This window comes from Aeromonas lusitana (assembly GCF_002812985.1).
Classification (GTDB): Bacteria; Pseudomonadota; Gammaproteobacteria; order Enterobacterales; family Aeromonadaceae; genus Aeromonas; species Aeromonas lusitana.
In genome coordinates this window covers 39978-57110 of record NZ_PGCP01000020.1, presented here as the reverse complement: position 1 = coordinate 57110, position 17133 = coordinate 39978, and the positions used below count along the sequence as shown (strand labels likewise).

Genomic DNA, 17133 nt, shown 5'->3' with positions numbered 1-17133 from the left:
GCCAGGCAAGGCCTGAAGTCAGTGATGCGTTAAACCGCGCCGCACACCCGAGCGGTCAAATCCTCGTCATAACCCATGCTGCTCATCAGCTGGGCCACCATGTTCTGCTTGCGGCTGGTGTTGGTGTTGGTGATAACCCAAAACGGGGTATCCGGCACCGGCTTGGGTTTGGTGGTGCTGCCACTGGCCCGCAGCGCTTCCGGGTCGCGGGAGAAATAGACGCGCTTGCGGCCCTTGATCTCGGTCGCCTGGGTAAAGCCTTCCGGGTTGTCCCGATAGAGGGTACTCAGCACCAGCATGAAGCGGTTGATGGACTTCTCTTCCTGTTGCAGCGCACCGGAATCGAGCAGCGATTGCAACCCCATGGCATCGGCTACGGCCGTCGGCTGGGCCTGTACGGTCGGCTCCACGGCTCTGGGCTGGTTTGCCGAGGTGGGCTGTTCCAGCAGACGGCGCAGGATATCGGAGGCACTCTCGCCGATGTGCCGGGTCTGGCTCGCGATAAAGAGGTAGAGATCGTCATCAAGCTCGATGGTTTTCATAGGGATGCGCTGGACTCGTCGAAATTCGGATGCGGCGATTATACATAGGCAAACCCGGCAGCCCAAGCAAGGGGCTGGCAGATGTGCATGAATCTCATCGAGAATACGTCATAATGCGGGGCCAAGTGTGTGATCCCCCGCACTGATAGCCGATGAAGGGGTCATTTTTTTGGAAAAAAACCACAGAAAAATCATTCCACAAAAATGAAATCCTTTTCTTTCAGTGCGTTAAAAATATGGCGACAGCGCCCCCGACCGATAAGGTGTCATTTTGCAACACAATCAGTATTTGAACTTCAAGGAGCAGGGAGAGGGCCCGGCCGTCGTCCTGATCCACGGCCTGTTCGGCAGCCTGGACAACCTGGGCCTGCTGGCGCGCCCCTTGAGCGAGCAGTTTCGTGTCATCAGCATCGATCTGCGCAACCACGGCGCCTCCTTCCATAGCGATGAGATGAGCTACCCCCAGCAGGCCGCCGACGTGCTCGCCCTGCTCGATCACCTGAGCCTCGAGCAGGTGGCGATCGTGGGTCACTCCATGGGGGGCAAGGTTGCCATGCAACTCGCCAAGCAGGCACCGGCGCGCATCAACAAGCTGGTGGTGGCCGACATAGCGCCAGTCGCCTATCCCCACGCCCGTCACAAGAATGTGTTCGCCGGTCTCAACGCCACCCTCGCCAACCCGCCCCAGAGCCGCAGCGAGGCCGAAGCCATACTGGCCCAGCACATCGAGATCCCCGGAGTGCGCCAGTTCCTGCTCAAATCCTTCGCCAAAAGCGACTCCGGTTGGGGCTGGCGCTTCAACGTACCGGCGCTCGAGCACAACTACGCCAACATCATGGGTTGGCCCGACGACCAGACCCGCTTCGAGGGGCCGACCCTGTTCATCAAGGGGGGGGATTCGGACTATGTGCTGCCCGAATATACCGAGACTGTGATGGCACAATTCCCGGCGGCCAAGGCCCGGGTCATCGCCGGAACCGGCCACTGGCTGCACGCCGAAAAGCCGGTGTTGTTCAACAAATTGGTTGTGGATTTCCTGTCGACAGGCGGTTAACAGTTTCAAATCCTTTGTGATATAGTGCGCCCGTCATAAGGAGTGTGCGCAATCCATGCTGAGTGAACATATCGATCTGATCGAGAGTCTGGGCCTGAAGCTGTTCTTCGTGGCCATCTTCCTGCTGATTGGTCTGGCCATTCAAGACGTGCTCAAACGCGGCAACGTGCCCCGTTTCGGGCGTCTCATCGTCTGGCTGGTTCTGTTTCTGGGTTGCGCGGGTTTTGTCGCCAAGGGGCTGATCGAAATGGGCTGGGAAGGCTCAGGGATCGGCTAACTACTTTTCATCTGTGATGTATGGCCAAACAGCAAACTGATCGAACAACACTGGATCTGTTCGCAACTGAGAAGCGCCCCGGCAGGCCAAAGACCAATCCACTCCCCCGTGAGACCCAGCTCAAGATCAACAAGCGCAACCAGCTCAAGCGCGATCGGGAGAATGGTCTGAAACGGGTTGAGTTAAAGGTGGAGGCCGAATTGCTGGAGCGCCTGAACCAACTTGCGCTGCAACAGAACGTCAGCCGAGCCGAGCTGATCCAATCTATCCTGAAGCAACAGATTGAGTCTGCTTTTGCAGCAGGCATCGCAATCTGAACCGTTAGCATTAACACCAAATACGGGTAACTAAACACTATGGCTAGTGTAGGTCTGTTTTTCGGCAGCGATACCGGTAATACCGAAGCTGTCGCCAAGATGATCCAGAAAGAACTGGGCAAGCAACTCATTGAAGTCCATGACATTGCCAAGAGCAGCAAGGCTGACATCGCCAATTTCGATCTGCTGATGTTTGGCATCCCGACTTGGTACTACGGTGAGTCTCAAGCTGACTGGGATGACTTCTTCCCCGAGTTGGAAGAGATCGACTTCACCAACAAGCTGGTGGCCATCTTCGGCTGCGGCGATCAGGAAGACTATTCCGAGTACTTCCTCGACGCCATGGGTACCCTGCGCGACATCGTCGAAGCCAAGGGCGCCATCATCGTCGGCCACTGGCCGACCGCCGGCTATGAGTATGAAGCCTCCAAGGCGCTGGTGGATGACAAGCACTTCGTCGGTCTCGGTATCGATGAGGATCGCCAACCCGAGCTGACCGCCGAGCGCGTCAAGGGCTGGTGCAAGCAGCTGCACGACGAGCTGAATCTGGCCGAACTGGCCTGATCCACCTCCTCTGACAACAAGGGCCCCGCTGGGGCCCTTGTTGTTTCTACCTGTTCACATCTATCCCGCTACTCGGATGCCCTGTGCTCCGGCTTGGCCCTGACATAGAGGGTACGTTTGACCTGAGCCACCAGCTCGCCGCCCTTGTCCTTCACCTGTACCTCGAACTCGGGGAAGTGCTTGTCCCCCTTCTCGGTCGCCGCCACGATGGACGCCAGCTTGGCGTCGGTCAGGTTGAACTCGGCCACCAGCATCCCCTTTCCCGGCTTGATGTAGTTGATGCTGCCCGCCTTGTCCCAGACGTAGTAACGGTTCTTGAAATGACCCATCAGCATCAACGGATAGATGGGATCCGTCATGGCGAACATGCTGCCGCCGAACTGGGTCCGGTTCGCGTTCTTGTTCCACCAGCGTGATTTCAGGGTGACCCGGCAGAAGCGAAAATCATCGCTCAGGATCTCAATTTTGATGCCAGCGCCCCAGAAGGGAGGCCAGGCGTTGAGGGCGTGGCGTACCCAGGCCGCGTTGCCAAAAAGCCAATCCATGGATCTCATCCGACCAGATAATGAAGAAGTTACATATTATCAACATTCCCTGGGAGAGCAAGCCGCAGCACGCCTGGGCACATTTATCTTGTGGGGCGCGCTATATGCTAAAGCCCTTGAATTGCTGGGTTTATTTTTAGTCTGGCTACGACCTATAATGACAGGCCAAACGAGTTCGTGGTTGCCATTCCTTCGGCAGTCAATCAGAATAACCACACCTTCGAGAATGCGAATAAATAGAATATGGCAGACAACAACCAAGCGTTAAAAAAGGCCGGGCTCAAGATCACCTTGCCCCGCGTCAAGATCCTGGAAATCCTGCAACAGCCGGACTGCCAGCACACCAGTGCGGAAGATCTGTACAAACGGCTGATCGATCAGGGTGAAGAGATTGGTCTGGCTACCGTCTATCGTGTTCTCAACCAGTTTGATGATGCCGGTATCGTCACCCGTCACCACTTCGAAGGGGGCAAGTCGGTGTTCGAGCTGGCTACCCAGGAGCACCATGATCACCTGGTCTGCCTCGACTGCGGCAAGGTGATCGAGTTCTCCGACGAGGTGATCGAGCAGCGTCAGCGCGACATCGCCAAGGCTCACAACATCCGCCTGACCAACCACAGTCTCTATCTGTACGGTCACTGCGCCTCCGGTGAGTGCAAGCACGAGGAGTAATCCCTGCTGCCACCGCCAATAAAAAAGCCAGCATCACGCTGGCTTTTTTTGTATCCGTTATTCGCTAAAAGGCAGGGTCTCCCCTGCCCTTCTGGCTATCAGCCTTCGGCCTTGCCCCAGACGTCGCGCAGGGCGACGGTGCGGTTGAACACCAGATGCTCCGGGCTGGAGAGCTTGTTGTCGGCGCAGAAGTAACCTTCACGCTCGAACTGGTAAGCAAACTCCGGCTTGGCATCTTTCAAGGAGGCTTCGACCCGGGCACCGGCGATGACCACCAGGGACTCTGGGTTCAGGGCCGCCTCGAAGTCGTCTTCGGCCGCCGGGTTTGGCATCTTGAACAGGCGGTCGTAGAGGCGGATCTCCGCCGGCAGGGAGTGAGTGGCACTGACCCAGTGGATCACGCCTTTCACCTTGCGACCATCGGCCGGATCCTTGCCCAGGGTCTCGGGATCGTAGGAGCAGTAGATGCAAGTCACCTTGCCGTCCGCATCCTTCTCGACCCGCTCGGCCTTGATGACATAGGCGTTGCGCAGACGCACTTCCTTGCCCAGCACCAGACGCTTGAACTGCTTGTTCGCCTCTTCCTTGAAGTCCGCCTCGTCGATGAAGATCTCGCGGCTGAACGTCAGCTCACGGGTGCCCATCTCGGCGTTGTTCGGATGCGCCGGCGCGCTCAGCACCTCGTCGGCCGCCAAGTTCTCGATGACCACTTTCACCGGGTGCAGCACGGCCATGGCACGGGGGGCGTTCTCGTTGAGATCCTCGCGGATGCAGGCTTCCAGCATGCTCATCTCGACGATGTTGTCCTGCTTGGTCACGCCGATGCGCTTGCAGAACTCGCGGATGGAGGCCGGGGTATAGCCACGGCGGCGCAGACCAGAGACGGTCAGCATGCGCGGATCATCCCAACCGCTCACGTGCCCCTCGGTCACCAGCAGGTTCAGCTTGCGCTTGGACATGACGGTGTATTCGAGGTTCAGACGGGAGAACTCGTACTGACGGGGGTGGCAGTCGATGCTGATGTTGTCCAGCACCCAGTCATACAGGCGGCGGTTGTCCTGGAACTCCAGGGTGCACAGGGAGTGGGTGATCCCCTCCAGGGCGTCCGAGATGCAGTGGGTGAAGTCATACATGGGGTAGATGCACCACTTGTCACCTGTCTGGTGGTGGTGGGCAAACTTGATGCGATAGATGACGGGATCGCGCATCACCATGAAGGGAGATGCCATGTCGATCTTGGCGCGCAGGCAGGCGCTGCCCTCGGCCATCTCGCCGTTCTTCATCTTGGCGAACAGGGCCAGGTTCTCTTCGACGCTACGATCGCGGAACGGGCTGTTCTTGCCGGCTTCGGTCAGGGTGCCACGGTACTCGCGCATCTGCTCGGGGGAGAGCTCGTCCACATAGGCCAGACCCTTCTCGATGAGCTCGATGGCGTAGCCATGCAGCTTGTCGAAATAGTCGGAGGAGTAGCAGATCTCACCGCTCCACTGGAAGCCGAGCCACTGCACGTCCTGCTTGATGGACTCCACGAACTCGATGTCTTCCTTCGCCGGGTTGGTGTCATCGAAGCGCAGGTTGCACTGGCCCTGATAATCGCGGGCGATGCCGAAGTTCAAGCAGATGGACTTGGCATGGCCGATGTGCAGATAACCGTTCGGCTCGGGTGGAAAACGGGTATGCACGCTCTTGTGCTTACCGCTGGCCAGATCTTCATCGATGATCTGACGGATAAAGTTGGTTGGGCTGCTCGCCTCGCTCATGAATTCACCTCGAAAGTCTCAGCTCATGGGGCAACCGCGCGCCCCCGCTTAGAAACCGACAATGATCCACTATTCACCCATGAGGCTCAACAGGAATTTGCCAACCGCGCCCCGTGTGGTGCCGTGTCGGCCGCATTCTCAGCAGCGCGGTGCCAGGTGCACGCGTCCAGACTCCCTTCCTTTAGCCGCCATCGGGGCGCAAGCGAGGGATTTGCGGAGCCGGAAGAGCACAGGGGGCGCTCAGCCTAGACATGAAAGGCGGCGGATGGGTAAAAATAAAACGCTGTTTATCCATGCCATTTCACTATCAAATTTCAATAATATGAAACCAAACGTCAACAACCAGCGCATCACACCACAAAACCGGATCAAGTTGGCATAAACAAAAACCAGGCATTTTCCAAACCGCATCATCCTAGTATCCTATTTACAACCTTGTCACTTTCTACTGCGACTTCAGGGAAGATGGTCGACAGCCCCTGTCCCCCCTCTCTTTCCCCCGAACCACTCGCCTCATCCTCACACAGGTAGCGAAGCCATGTCCTATCCCTTATCAAGACGTGAATTCATCAAGCAGTGCGTCATCGCCGGCATCGCCGTCTACAGCGCTCCCCTCCTCGCGAACCTCTCCCTGTCCGGCATGGAGGACGAGGTCTTCGATCCCGCCTTGCTCGGCCAGTGGAAACAGGGGGGCAAGGTCAAGTTTCGCAGCGACGGCCTGGCCAAGGTAACCGGTCAGAAGATCTACAGCCGGGACTATCGCGCGCAGGATCTGGCTGGCTGGCCATCCCAGCAGCAACATGCGCTGCTGATCCGGCTCGACAAGGCGGATCGCCGCTATCTGGGGCTGGATCTCTCCATGCTGCCCGCCAATGCCCAGCCCGGCCGGGTGATCACCGCAGCCGATCTGCTGCGCGATGGCGTCGAGCTGCCCGCCTTCTACGGCATCAACATGCTGGTGAGCGAAGGCGCCACCCCGGACTATCTGGGCCAGGCCGCCGCCATGCTCCTCTTCCCGGACTTTGCCACCTTCAATCGGGCCAAGCAGACCCTGCAATTCAATGACAAGGTGGTGCGCTACGGCGACGTGACGCCGCTGGTCGCTGCCTCCCGCGATCCCTGGGCCTGCTGGCGCATCATCCGGATCGAGGGCAAGCTCGGCATGGCCGATCAATACAGCGCCTTGAAAAATGGCCTCTTCTTCCCGGCCATCGTCAATCACCAGCCGGTATGGCCGACCCCCAAGGCCGATGGCAATGCGGGCGAGCAGGGCATGTATCAGGCCGAACTGGTGCACGAGGAGCTCAAGGCCGACGACGCCCTGGTGCTGGATCGCACCTATCAGACCCAGTTCATCGAGCCCATGATGATGGAGCCGGAAAACTTCAACGGCTGGTTCGACGCCAAGGCGCGCACCATGCACCTGGTGGTGAGCACCCAGTCCCCTCACGATTTCTACTACGAAGCCGCTGAGATGCTGGCCAAGGGGCCGCTGGCGGGCAAGGTCGACAAGCTGGTGGTGCACTCCCCCTTCATCGGCGGTGGTTTCGGGGCCAAGGATCACACCATATTCCCCTTCTACGGCCTGCTCGCCGCCATCTATGGCACCGGCCCGGTTCGCCTGGCCAACGACCGTTTCGAGCAGTTCCAGGGTGGCCTCAAGCGTCATCCGTTCAACATGAAAAACAAGCTGGTGCTCGACAAGCAGAGCGGCCAGTTCCGCGCCCTCATCTCCTCCATGACGGTGGACGGCGGCGGTCGTTTGAACTTCACCGGCTCAGTGACCAGCGTGGGAGCCAGCGCCATTCAGGGCGTCTACTACCTGCCCAAGAACGACATCACGGCGATCGCCCTGCCATCCGAGAACCCGGACTGCGGCTCGATGCGAGGCTATGGCTCCCTGCAGACCATGGCGGCCATGGAGATGATGATCAACGAGGCCGCCGCGCTGCTCAAAATAGATCCCCTGGAGCTGAGGCGCCGCAACCTGATCAAACCAGGCCAACCCAATACTCAGGGCGCCATCCCAGAGGGCAACAACCGTTACCCCGAGATCCTGGCGATGGCCGGGCAGCACGAGGCCTGGGCCCAGCGTGAGAGCCGGAAGCAGGCTTACGAGGCCCAGCACCCGGATCGCCTGTACGGCACAGGGTTCAGCATCACCACCAAGGACTACGGCACAGGGGCCGTGGCACCCTCGGCCTGCGTCGAGCTGACCAGCAAGGGGGAGATACTGCTGAAGATCAGCGGCATGGAGATGGGCACCGGGATCCAGACCTCCCAGGCCGAGATCGTCAGCCGCTACTTTGGCCAACCGGCCGACACCATAGATCTCGCCGAAATCGCGCTCTGGGAAAGCTTCAAGCTGGAGGAGACGGACAACCCCTACACCATCTCCCAGGAACGCCAGGACGAGATGCAGAAGAACCCGCGCTGGACCCTGGCCATTCCGCAGGCCTCCTCCGCCTCCATCTCTTCCTACTTCCAGAGCCATGCCACCACAGCGGCGGCCCGCCTCCTGTTTGAGCAGACGCTCTGGCCGGCGGCGACCGCTATCTGGCGCAAGCAATACTTCGTCGGTCAGGCGAACCTGGATCTGGGCCCCTCCAGCGAGGCGAGCTGGACCCCGGCTGGGCTGACGACCCGTGGCATGCCGCCACTGCCGCTCTCCCTGCTGGCGGCCCACGCCCACGCCAATGGCCTTATCACCGGCGCCATGGTGCACACCTTCAACCGCTGGGCCTGGGCCGAATGCGACTTCACCATCGAGGGTCAGAGCAAGCGCCTGCCCATCGATGCGCTGGCGCTGCGCTACGGCGAGGGTGCCAGCAGCGAGCTGCGGGCACAGGCCGATGGCAACGGCTATCACCTGCTCGAGCGCACCCAGGCTCACTACCCCAGCACCAGCCTGAACAACGCCATGGTGACCTATTACGCCCCCTGCGCCACCCTGGTCGAGATCGCAGTGGAGAAGGGTTCCGGCAAGGTGCATATCCTCTCTGCGCACAGCTGGCTGGATGCCGGCCGGGTCATAGTTCCCGAACTGGTGGAAGGCCAGATCCAGGGCGGCCTCGCCATGGGTGTCGGCCATGCCCTCTATGAATACTTGCCACCGGGACAGGAGGGGCCGGGCAACGGCACCTGGAACCTGAACCGCTATCAGGTGCCGCTCGCCCATCAACTGCCGGTCTGGAACCTGACCCACACCCTGCTGGAGCCCCTCTCCCCCACCGATGCCACCAAGGGCATAGGCGAAGTGGTGATGATCCCCGTCGTCGCCGCCCTGGTCGAAGCCATCTATCAGGCGAGTGGCACCCGCTTCTATCATCTTCCCGTCACTGCAACCGACATCCAGAAGGCCATCCAATGATCACCGTAAACATGACCATCAACGACCGTCTCATCGGCCCGATCGACGTGGATGACAACACCATGATGATCGACTTCCTGCACGAGTATGTGAATCTGACCGGTACCAAGTTCGGCTGCGGCGTCGGTGTCTGCCACGCCTGCACCATAGTCGTCGACGGGGCGGACGGCACCAGCGAGAGTGTGCGCACCTGCATCAATGGGGTGGGTCGCTTCAACGGCCAGCGTATACGCACGGTGGAAGGCCACGCCAAGCGCAACAGCCTCGGCAAGGTGATCGCCCTGAGCCCGGTACAGAAGACCTTCCTCGACCACTTCTCCTTCCAGTGCGGCTGGTGCACCTCGGGCTTCGTCAACGAGACGACTGTCCTGCTGGAGCGCCTGCGCAAACAGCCGGTATCCATGGCCGATCTCGAGTCCACCATAGAGGGAGCACTCAAGGATCACGTCTGCCGCTGCACCGGTTACAAGAAGTATTACGAGGGGGTCAAGGCCATGCTCATCTCGGAGGGGGTAGTACGCACATGATGCTATCCAGACTCACATTCGCGCTGCTGCTTGGCGCAGGCACGGTGCACGGGGCCGAGGCACAGGATCCCCTGGTGGCACAGGGGGCCTACCTCTCCAGGGTCGGTGACTGCGCCGCCTGCCACACCGCAGAGGGAGGCCAGAAATACGCAGGGGGCCTCGGCTTCGAGACACCCTTTGGCGTCGTCTACTCCACCAACATCAGCTCGGACAAGACCCAGGGCATCGGCCAGTACAGCTACGAGCAGTTTCGCGAGGTGATGCACAACGGTGACGCCCCCAGTGGACGGCTCTACCCCGCCATGCCCTACACCTCCTATCATCTGGTCACGGATGAGGACATGAAGGCGCTCTACGCCTACTTCATGCAGACCAGGCCCGCCGCCACCCCGAACCGTGACAACGGCGTCTCCTTCCCCTTCAACATACGTACCGGTCTGCTGGCCTGGAACCTGATGGCCCACGAAGACAACCCCTTCCAGCCGGATCCGGCCAAGAGCAGCAACTGGAACCGGGGACGCTATCTGGTGGATGGGCTGGGCCACTGCGGCGAGTGCCACACACCGCGGAACATGTTCATGGCGATGGATGAAGCCAACTACCTCAAGGGCAACATGATCGAGGGGGTGATGGCGCCGGAGATCACCGCCACCGAGCTCAGGCGTCAGGGCTGGACCCATGACTCCCTGACCAAGCTTCTGCGCAAGGGCTACTCGGTCAAGGGGGGCGTCTTCGCCGGCATGTATCCCGTGGTCGAGAAGAGCTTCGCCTACCTGACCGACGAGGACATGCACGCCGTCACCAGCTATCTGCTCGACAGCGACACCCCGCTGCCGGTGCCAGCACCCAAGCCGGTCCAGCTTGATAGCGCGCATCCGGGCTATGCGCTCTACAACAGCTACTGCGCCGGTTGCCACGGCCAAGAGGGTCAGGGAAAACCGAACGTGACCCCGTCCATGTACACCAACGCCACCCTGGATCAGAAGACGCCGACCAACACCCTGGCGGTGCTGCTACGCGGGATCCCGGCCCAGAGCTACAGCCAGACCGAGCGCTTCGCCCCCATGCCTAGTTACGCCAAGGAGCTGAGCGAACAGCAACTGGCGGATCTGGTGAACTTCCTGCGCCAGACCTGGGCCCACCAGCCCTCGACCCTGACGGCCGACGACATCAAGACGCTCAGGCAGGAGATCGTCGGGGCGCACGATGAGTAATGGTCAGCTGGAGGTGCTGCGCCAGAGCATTGCCTGGCTCGCCCAGGGAAAATGCATCTGGCTGTGCAGCATAGTCGACACCTACGGCTCGGCCCCCCGTCCAAAGGGAGCCCTGTTCGCCACCGACGGCGCGAGCCGCAGCGGCTCCATCTCGGGCGGCTGCATCGAGGATGCCTTCGTCGCCATGCTGGCCAAGGGGGAGCATGACTCAACCTTAAGCCTGCTGGACTATGGCGCCCATCTCGCCCCCGACGGCAGCGCGTTCGAGCTGCCGTGCGGTGGCCGCATCCGGCTGCTGGTGGAGCGCCTAGCAGGGGACGAGGCCATGGCGGATCTGGATGAGTGGCTGACCCGGCTGCAAATGGGCCTCCCCTTCGTGCGGGAGCTGCTGCTTGAGCAACGGGTTCGCCGCTATCTCGCCGGCGAACACCAGGACCAGTGCGAGCAGGAAAAGCCCGGCAGGGTGCGGCTCGCCTATGCCCAGCGCTGGCGCCTGCTGCTGCTTGGCATCAGCCAGGTGAGCGAGCAGGTGGCGCGACTCGGCCAGGCCGCCGGTTTCGAGGTGCGGCTGTGCGATACCCGTGAGCAGTACCGCCCTGACTGGCACTGGGGACCGGAGCAAGGCGGCATCGACGTGGAGTGGTGCGATCCCGAGCGCTTCGTCGAGCGCCATGCCACGGCCCAGAGCGCCGTGCTCGCGCTGGCGCACGACCCCAGGATCGACGATGCCGGCCTGATGGCGGGGCTCGAGTCCGAAGCCTTCTATCTCGGCGCCATGGGCTCAATCCGTACCAGTGCGCGCCGGCTGGAGCGGCTGCAACGGGTTTGCGAGGCGAGCGAGAGTCAGCTTGCGCGGATCCACGCGCCGATCGGGCTACCCATCGGCAGCAAGACCCCCATCGAGATCGCCATCGCTGTGCTGGCCGAGCTGATCGCCGTGCGCCAGGGCATCACCTTGAGGCGCAGCGCTCATGTGGCCTGAGCCGAACGCGCCCTTGCATGGACTCATATTGAGGAGCACCCCAGATGTCGTCTGAACGGCTTGCCCTGCTGCTGGCCGCGGGCTTCTCCCGCCGCTACGGCAGCGACAAGCGCCTCGCCGGTTCACCACCGCTGATCCTGCGTACCCTCTCGACCCTGCTCCCCTGTCATGACCGCGTGCTGGTGGTGCTGCGCCGCGACGACGAGGCACTGCGCCGCCTGCTGGCAGACTCCGGGGCCGAGCTCACCCAGGTGCCCCTCGACGGGGGCCTCGGGGACAGTCTGGCCCACGGCGTGCGGACCTTGTTGGCCCAAGGTCGTCCCATCCACAGTCTGACCATAGCCCTGGCCGACATGCCCCACCTCTCATCTGCCAGCCTGCAGACGCTCCGGGCCGCTCAGTCGGGCCGGGAGATAGTGCGCCCTCTCTACCAGGGCCAACCCGGCCACCCCGTCAGCTTCCCCGCCGACCTGCTGCCCCTGCTCACCAGCCTCAGTGGCGAGCAAGGGGCCCAGCGCATAGTGGCCCGTCACCAGGCGCGCCTGCGCTGCCTGCCACTGGGTGATCCCGGCTGCGTGCAAGATATCGACTGGCCAAACGACCCCCTCTGAGCCGCAGACCCCTCCCTTATCGGCAGTGTTTCTCGCTACCAATGGCCAATTTCAACGACACTCAAACCAAGAAATAGCCATTTTTTAGATAAAAAAATCCCCGCACTAGGCGGGGTCACAAGTGATGAAAAACAGACAAACACACACAACAAAGGCTCACACGCACAGTCAACCTTTCCCAAGTCCACGCCAGCGCATCCTGCCCGAGGCGACCTTGGGAAAGGTGGGTCTTGCGACCCACCCTGTGCTAATGCCGTATCGGCTTATCAGTTCAGCTCGGTAACGCGGCTGGTGCGCTTGCCATCGAAGCTGGTGGTACGCAGGTAGACCTTGCCCGTCACGCTCGGCTTGGCCGCGGCGTCATAGGCGGTCCAGGTCTTGCCATCCAGGCTGTACTGGATGGGCAGGCCCGGCAGGTCCACGTTCGCTTCCAGCACGCCGTTGACCAGCTTGGCACCCGGTACGGAGAGGCGGTATTCCACGCCGGCCTGATCCAGTTTCGGCAGCTGACGCTGAGCCAGGGTATTGGCGAACTGGTTCCACTCCTTGGCCAGGGTCGCCTTGTTGACGAACTTGGTGGTGCCGGAGAACTCACGACCCTTCACGTAGTCCAGCTCGAAGCCGCCCTTGTGCCAGGCACGCTCGGCCACCGAGAAGATACGCGGGTAGACCATGTACTCGTATTGGGCGTCGGTACGCACCGTCTCGCTCCACAGCTGACCGGACATGCCCTTGAACTTGACCGGGTCCTGATCACCCTTGGCGACGAAGGCATTGCCGTCACGGTCCACCGAGGTCTCGGCGTTCTGCGGCAAGTTCTCCGGTGCGAAGGCAAATACCTTGCGGGTGTCGTTGAAACGGGTCGCCCAGTAGTAGCCACGCTCGGCCGGGTGTACCTCGTTCGGGAAGTCGAAGTAGAGGTAGTCCGGGTTGGAGAGCACGACGTCATAGCCGTTGTGCGCCCACTTCATCGCCTCGTTGAAGCCACCCCAGTAGAGGGTTTCCCAGAAGTTGACCCGGGTCTTGTCGGTGGCGAAGACGCTGGCATCCTTGGCGTACTTCAGGCCATCTTCCCACGCCTGCAGGGTGGAGAAGCCGTGGCCCTTGACCATCTCGCTCACTTCCTTGGCGAAGTAGACAGGCAGCTCGGCCACGTCCTTGATCTTGCCATCCTCGATCATCTTCTGGCACATCGGGGACTTGCCAAACGGCTTGTCCTGCTTGCTCCAGTCGGTGTTGCCCTTCCAGGCCACCAGCTCTTCCTTCTTGGTGGTGGCCGGATCCTGATAGCCACCGCCCAGCATGATGTTCTTGGCCTCGTCACCACCGTAGTGCCAGGCGGTCAGCGGCTGACCGGCGGCCTGGTGCATCTGGGCCACTTCATCCATCACCTTGGCCACGAAGGTGGCGGCACCCGGCTGGCAAGGGTTGATGAAGGACATCTTGTCGTAGAACTGGACCGAGGTGATGTTGGAGGTATCCGCCGGATCGGTCAGGCGATACTGGTTCGCCTCGGTTTCCTTGCCCTCGGCCATCAGCCGCTTGTAACGTGCTTCCATGGAAACCACGGCGGCACGGGCGTGCGCCGGCATGTTGATCTCGGGGATCACGGTGACGCCACGCGCCTTGGCATAACGCACCAGATCGATGTAGTCAGCCTTGCTGTAGAAACCGCTGCCCTGGTTGTCGCTGCCCGGGCCTGAGCCCAGCTGCGGCAGGATGCACTGGGTCTCGGAGAGATCGTGGCAACGCTCGGCACCGACCTCGGTCAGCTCCGGCAGGCCCGGGATCTCGATGCGCCAGCCTTCATCGTTGGTCAGACCAAGGTGCAGCACGTTGAGCTTGGTGGCGGACATCTGGTCAACCAGCTTGCGCAGGGTTTCCGGGGTCCTGAAGTGACGGGCCACGTCGGTCTGCATGCCGCGGTATTCGAAGCGCGGGGCATCCTCGACGCTCATCTGGCTGACTTTCTTGTCCTCCATCCCGAGCAGGGAGATCAGGGATTGTGCGCCCCAGAAGGCACCCTGGATGTCGTGGCCCTGGATCACAGCGCCCTTCTGGCCGATGGTCATGTCATAACCTTCGGTCTGCTTGACCTTACTGCCGAGCTTGATGGTCACTGGGTAGCCGGTGTCGGAGAGGGTAACACCCAGCTTGGCCAGTTGTGCCTTGATGACATCAGCACGGTCGGTTGGCAGGTCCAGCGCGTTGAGCTTGATGCTGGAGAGATCCACTTGCGGGCCAGCTTTCACTACCTGCTTTTGCGGGGACGGCAGAATGCGATCATCGATCTGCTTGGCCGGCAACAGGGTGCTGGTCTGGTTGGCAGCGAAACGGGTCTCGCTGTTCATCAGGATGTTGTTGTCATCCTTGGTGCGCTTCCAGCCATCGGCCGGCATCGGCTTCTCGTAGGTGGTGGCATCATTGATGTTGTTCATGCTGGCGATTACCTTGGGCTCGGCGCCCTCGGCGGTCACGTACCAGCTCGGCATGATGTCAGTTTCAAACAGTACCCAGTACTCCACCACCAGCGGGACTTCGACCGTGGCATCCTTGGCAAAGCCCTGGAATTTCTCGGTCGGCGCCAGGCGATAGAGATCGCCGGTCAGGTGAGTGATGGTGAACTGGTCGTTGTCGATGCGCTGGATGCGGCGGATGGAGGAGACATAGATGCTCCAGTCCTTGGAAGTGACGTCGGCACCGGTATTGGTCAGGTGCAACTTGGCCACACCGCAACTCGCCCACTCGGAACCGAGCGCCTGACAGTCCAGACCGGCGCTGGCACCATCGTTGGTCACCACTTCGTACTTGACGACGAGGTTGTCGGCGATGGAGTCGACCACGGCTTGCTTGGCGGCATCGGCTGCCTGCACCTGGTTGACAAAAACGGTAGACATGGCAATGGCTAACAGAGAATGTTTCAAGTTCATAACTGCTGCTCTCGTTTGAAGTAAAGGTTGGATTTTCTTGGCTTTTTTTATATGGGGCCCCTAAGCGGGGCCCTTAGTTATGTCAACAATGGACTTAGTCTTGAGGTGAGCTCGCGCTCGATTAACGCAGGGCTTTCATCTCACCGGCGATGATTTCGGCCAAGGGGCCCAGAATCACCTGCAGGTTCTGCTCACCGAGCTTGACCACACCGGCCGCGCCCAGGGCTTTGAGCTTGCGCTCGTCGACGATGCTGCGATCTTTCAGGGTCAGACGCAGACGGGTGATGCAGGCATCGATGGTGACCAGGTTGTCTTGACCACCCAGCACTTCCAGGTACTGGCGAGCCAGCTCGGTGCGGTCGGTGGTTTGAGCCTGTACCGGTACGGCTTCGTCGTCTTCACGACCCGGGGTCTTCAGGTTGAACTTGACGATCACGGCACGGAAGATGACGTAGTACAGACCGAAGAACACCAGACCTTGTGCCAGCAGCATGTACCAATGGGTCGCCAGCGGGTTACGGCTGGAGAGCACCATATCCACCAGACCGGCGCTGAAACCGAAACCGGCGATCCAGTGCATGCTGGCGGCGATGAACACAGAGATACCGGTCAGCAGGGCGTGGATGACGTACAGTACCGGCGCCACGAACATGAAGGAGAACTCGAGCGGCTCGGTCACACCGGTGAAGAAGGCGGCAAAGGCGGCTGCGATCATGATGGATGCAACTTTCTCTTTCTGCTCTTTCTTGGCGCAGTGGTAGATGGCCAGGGCTGCGCCCGGCAGGCCGAACATCATGATGGGGAAGAAGCCAGCCTGGTACATACCAGTGGTGCCCACGACAGCTTTACCCGCGTCGATGGAAGATTGGCCACCCAGGAAGTTCGGGATGTCGTTGATGCCAGCCACGTCAAACCAGAACACTGAGTTCAGGGCGTGGTGCAGACCGACCGGGATCAGCAGACGGTTGAAGAAGGCATAGATACCGGCACCGGTGGAGCCCATGCTGACGATGGATTCACCGAAGGAGACCAGGCCACCATAGATAACCGGCCAGACGGCCATCAGGATGAAGGAGACCACGATCATGACCACGGAGGTCACAATCGGCACCAGACGACGGCCGGAGAAGAAGGCCAGCGCCTTGTGCAGCTCGACGCTGCTGAAGCGGTTATACAGCTCGGCAGCGATGACACCACAGAGGATACCGACAAACTGGTTGCTGATCTTGGCAAAGGCAGCCGGGACCTGATCCAGCGGGATACCCTTGATCTGGGCAACGGCGCCTGGGCTCAGCAAGGTGGTGACCACCAGGAAACCGACCAGACCGGCCAGTGCGGCAGAACCGTCTTTATCTTTGGACATACCATAGGCAACACCCACGGCAAACAGCACGGGCATGCTGTCGATGATGGCGGCACCCGCCTTGATCAGAAATGCAGCGACCGGACTGCCACCGCCCCAACCGTTCGGGTCAATCCAATAGCCAATCCCCATCAGGATCGCTGCGGCAGGCAATACCGCTACCGGCACCATCAGTGCACGGCCGATCTTTTGCAAATAACCGAGAATGTTCACGGTTCCTCTCCTTAGTTGATGTTTTTCTAGAAATTAAGTGCTTATCACGTTCGACGCATAAGCCATCAAGGCTTGATTGGCAGTCTATGGGTTTTATTTCGCTGCGCAAATTAATAAACCAACTTTCGTGATCGTTATCACTCAACCGAGATAAAGGTAGCGGATAGATGTGGCTTAGTTCGCAATCTTTAT

The 17133-nt window shown here is 60.5% G+C and carries 15 protein-coding genes; 10 read left to right on the top strand and 5 right to left on the bottom strand.

Features of this window, described 5'->3' with window-relative positions:
- Positions 1 to 29: 29 nt before the first annotated feature.
- Complete coding sequence (gene seqA, locus CUC44_RS13510; RefSeq protein WP_100860451.1) at positions 30 to 542, bottom strand: replication initiation negative regulator SeqA; 513 nt, start codon at positions 540 to 542, stop codon at positions 30 to 32.
- A gap of 289 nt (positions 543 to 831) precedes the next feature.
- Between seqA and CUC44_RS13505 the strand changes: the two genes are divergently transcribed.
- The 4 genes from CUC44_RS13505 to fldA are packed head-to-tail and all read left to right on the top strand — an operon-like array spanning position 832 to position 2754.
- The gene (locus CUC44_RS13505) at positions 832 to 1596 is read left to right on the top strand and encodes an alpha/beta fold hydrolase (protein ID WP_100860471.1); all 765 of its coding nucleotides are present in this window, start codon (positions 832 to 834) and stop codon (positions 1594 to 1596) included.
- Between the two features lie 55 nt (positions 1597 to 1651).
- The gene (locus CUC44_RS13500; protein ID WP_100860450.1) at positions 1652 to 1873 is read left to right on the top strand and encodes a DUF2788 domain-containing protein; all 222 of its coding nucleotides are present in this window, start codon (positions 1652 to 1654) and stop codon (positions 1871 to 1873) included.
- Between the two features lie 20 nt (positions 1874 to 1893).
- Positions 1894 to 2190 carry a LexA regulated protein gene (gene ybfE, locus CUC44_RS13495; RefSeq protein ID WP_042651364.1) on the top strand — a complete coding sequence of 99 codons (297 nt, stop codon included), beginning with the start codon at positions 1894 to 1896 and terminating at the stop codon, positions 2188 to 2190.
- Between the two features lie 39 nt (positions 2191 to 2229).
- Positions 2230 to 2754: a flavodoxin FldA gene (fldA, locus tag CUC44_RS13490; RefSeq protein WP_100860449.1), complete on the top strand. Its 525-nt coding sequence runs from the start codon at positions 2230 to 2232 to the stop codon at positions 2752 to 2754.
- Positions 2755 to 2822: 68 nt separating this feature from the next.
- Here fldA and CUC44_RS13485 read toward each other — a convergent pair whose 3' ends face one another.
- Entirely contained in the window at positions 2823 to 3299 is a 477-nt protein-coding gene (locus CUC44_RS13485; RefSeq protein ID WP_167388902.1) for a DUF4442 domain-containing protein, read from the bottom strand.
- Positions 3300 to 3542: 243 nt separating this feature from the next.
- Here CUC44_RS13485 and fur point away from each other — a divergent pair, with 243 nt between their 5' ends.
- The gene (gene fur, locus CUC44_RS13480) at positions 3543 to 3971 is read left to right on the top strand and encodes a ferric iron uptake transcriptional regulator (RefSeq protein WP_100860447.1); all 429 of its coding nucleotides are present in this window, start codon (positions 3543 to 3545) and stop codon (positions 3969 to 3971) included.
- A gap of 98 nt (positions 3972 to 4069) precedes the next feature.
- Here the strand turns inward: fur and glnS are convergent, their stop codons facing one another.
- Entirely contained in the window at positions 4070 to 5731 is a 1662-nt protein-coding gene (glnS, locus tag CUC44_RS13475) for a glutamine--tRNA ligase (protein ID WP_100860446.1), read from the bottom strand.
- Between the two features lie 538 nt (positions 5732 to 6269).
- Here glnS and CUC44_RS13470 point away from each other — a divergent pair.
- Genes CUC44_RS13470 through CUC44_RS13450 form a run of 5 tightly spaced genes read left to right on the top strand, consistent with a single transcriptional unit; the run spans position 6270 to position 12435 of the window.
- A complete protein-coding gene (locus CUC44_RS13470) occupies positions 6270 to 9101 on the top strand; it encodes a xanthine dehydrogenase family protein molybdopterin-binding subunit (protein ID WP_100860445.1) in 2832 nt (943 codons plus the stop codon).
- On the top strand, positions 9098 to 9628 hold the full coding sequence (locus CUC44_RS13465) for a (2Fe-2S)-binding protein (protein ID WP_100860444.1): 531 nt from the start codon (positions 9098 to 9100) through the stop codon (positions 9626 to 9628). The genes CUC44_RS13470 and CUC44_RS13465 overlap by 4 nt, the downstream gene beginning before the upstream one ends.
- Positions 9625 to 10842: a c-type cytochrome gene (locus CUC44_RS13460; protein WP_100860443.1), complete on the top strand. Its 1218-nt coding sequence runs from the start codon at positions 9625 to 9627 to the stop codon at positions 10840 to 10842. The genes CUC44_RS13465 and CUC44_RS13460 overlap by 4 nt, the downstream gene beginning before the upstream one ends.
- Positions 10835 to 11824, top strand: a complete 990-nt coding sequence (locus CUC44_RS13455) for an XdhC family protein (protein ID WP_100860442.1) — start codon at positions 10835 to 10837, stop codon at positions 11822 to 11824. Before CUC44_RS13460 ends, CUC44_RS13455 begins: the two co-directional genes overlap by 8 nt.
- Before the next feature lie 44 nt (positions 11825 to 11868).
- Positions 11869 to 12435: a nucleotidyltransferase family protein gene (locus CUC44_RS13450; protein WP_100860441.1), complete on the top strand. Its 567-nt coding sequence runs from the start codon at positions 11869 to 11871 to the stop codon at positions 12433 to 12435.
- Between the two features lie 266 nt (positions 12436 to 12701).
- Here CUC44_RS13450 and CUC44_RS13445 read toward each other — a convergent pair whose 3' ends face one another.
- Entirely contained in the window at positions 12702 to 15365 is a 2664-nt protein-coding gene (locus tag CUC44_RS13445) for a beta-N-acetylhexosaminidase (protein ID WP_100860440.1), read from the bottom strand.
- A 121-nt stretch (positions 15366 to 15486) separates the two neighbouring features.
- Entirely contained in the window at positions 15487 to 16941 is a 1455-nt protein-coding gene (nagE, locus tag CUC44_RS13440; protein WP_100860439.1) for an N-acetylglucosamine-specific PTS transporter subunit IIBC, read from the bottom strand.
- Positions 16942 to 17133: the final 192 nt, after the last annotated feature.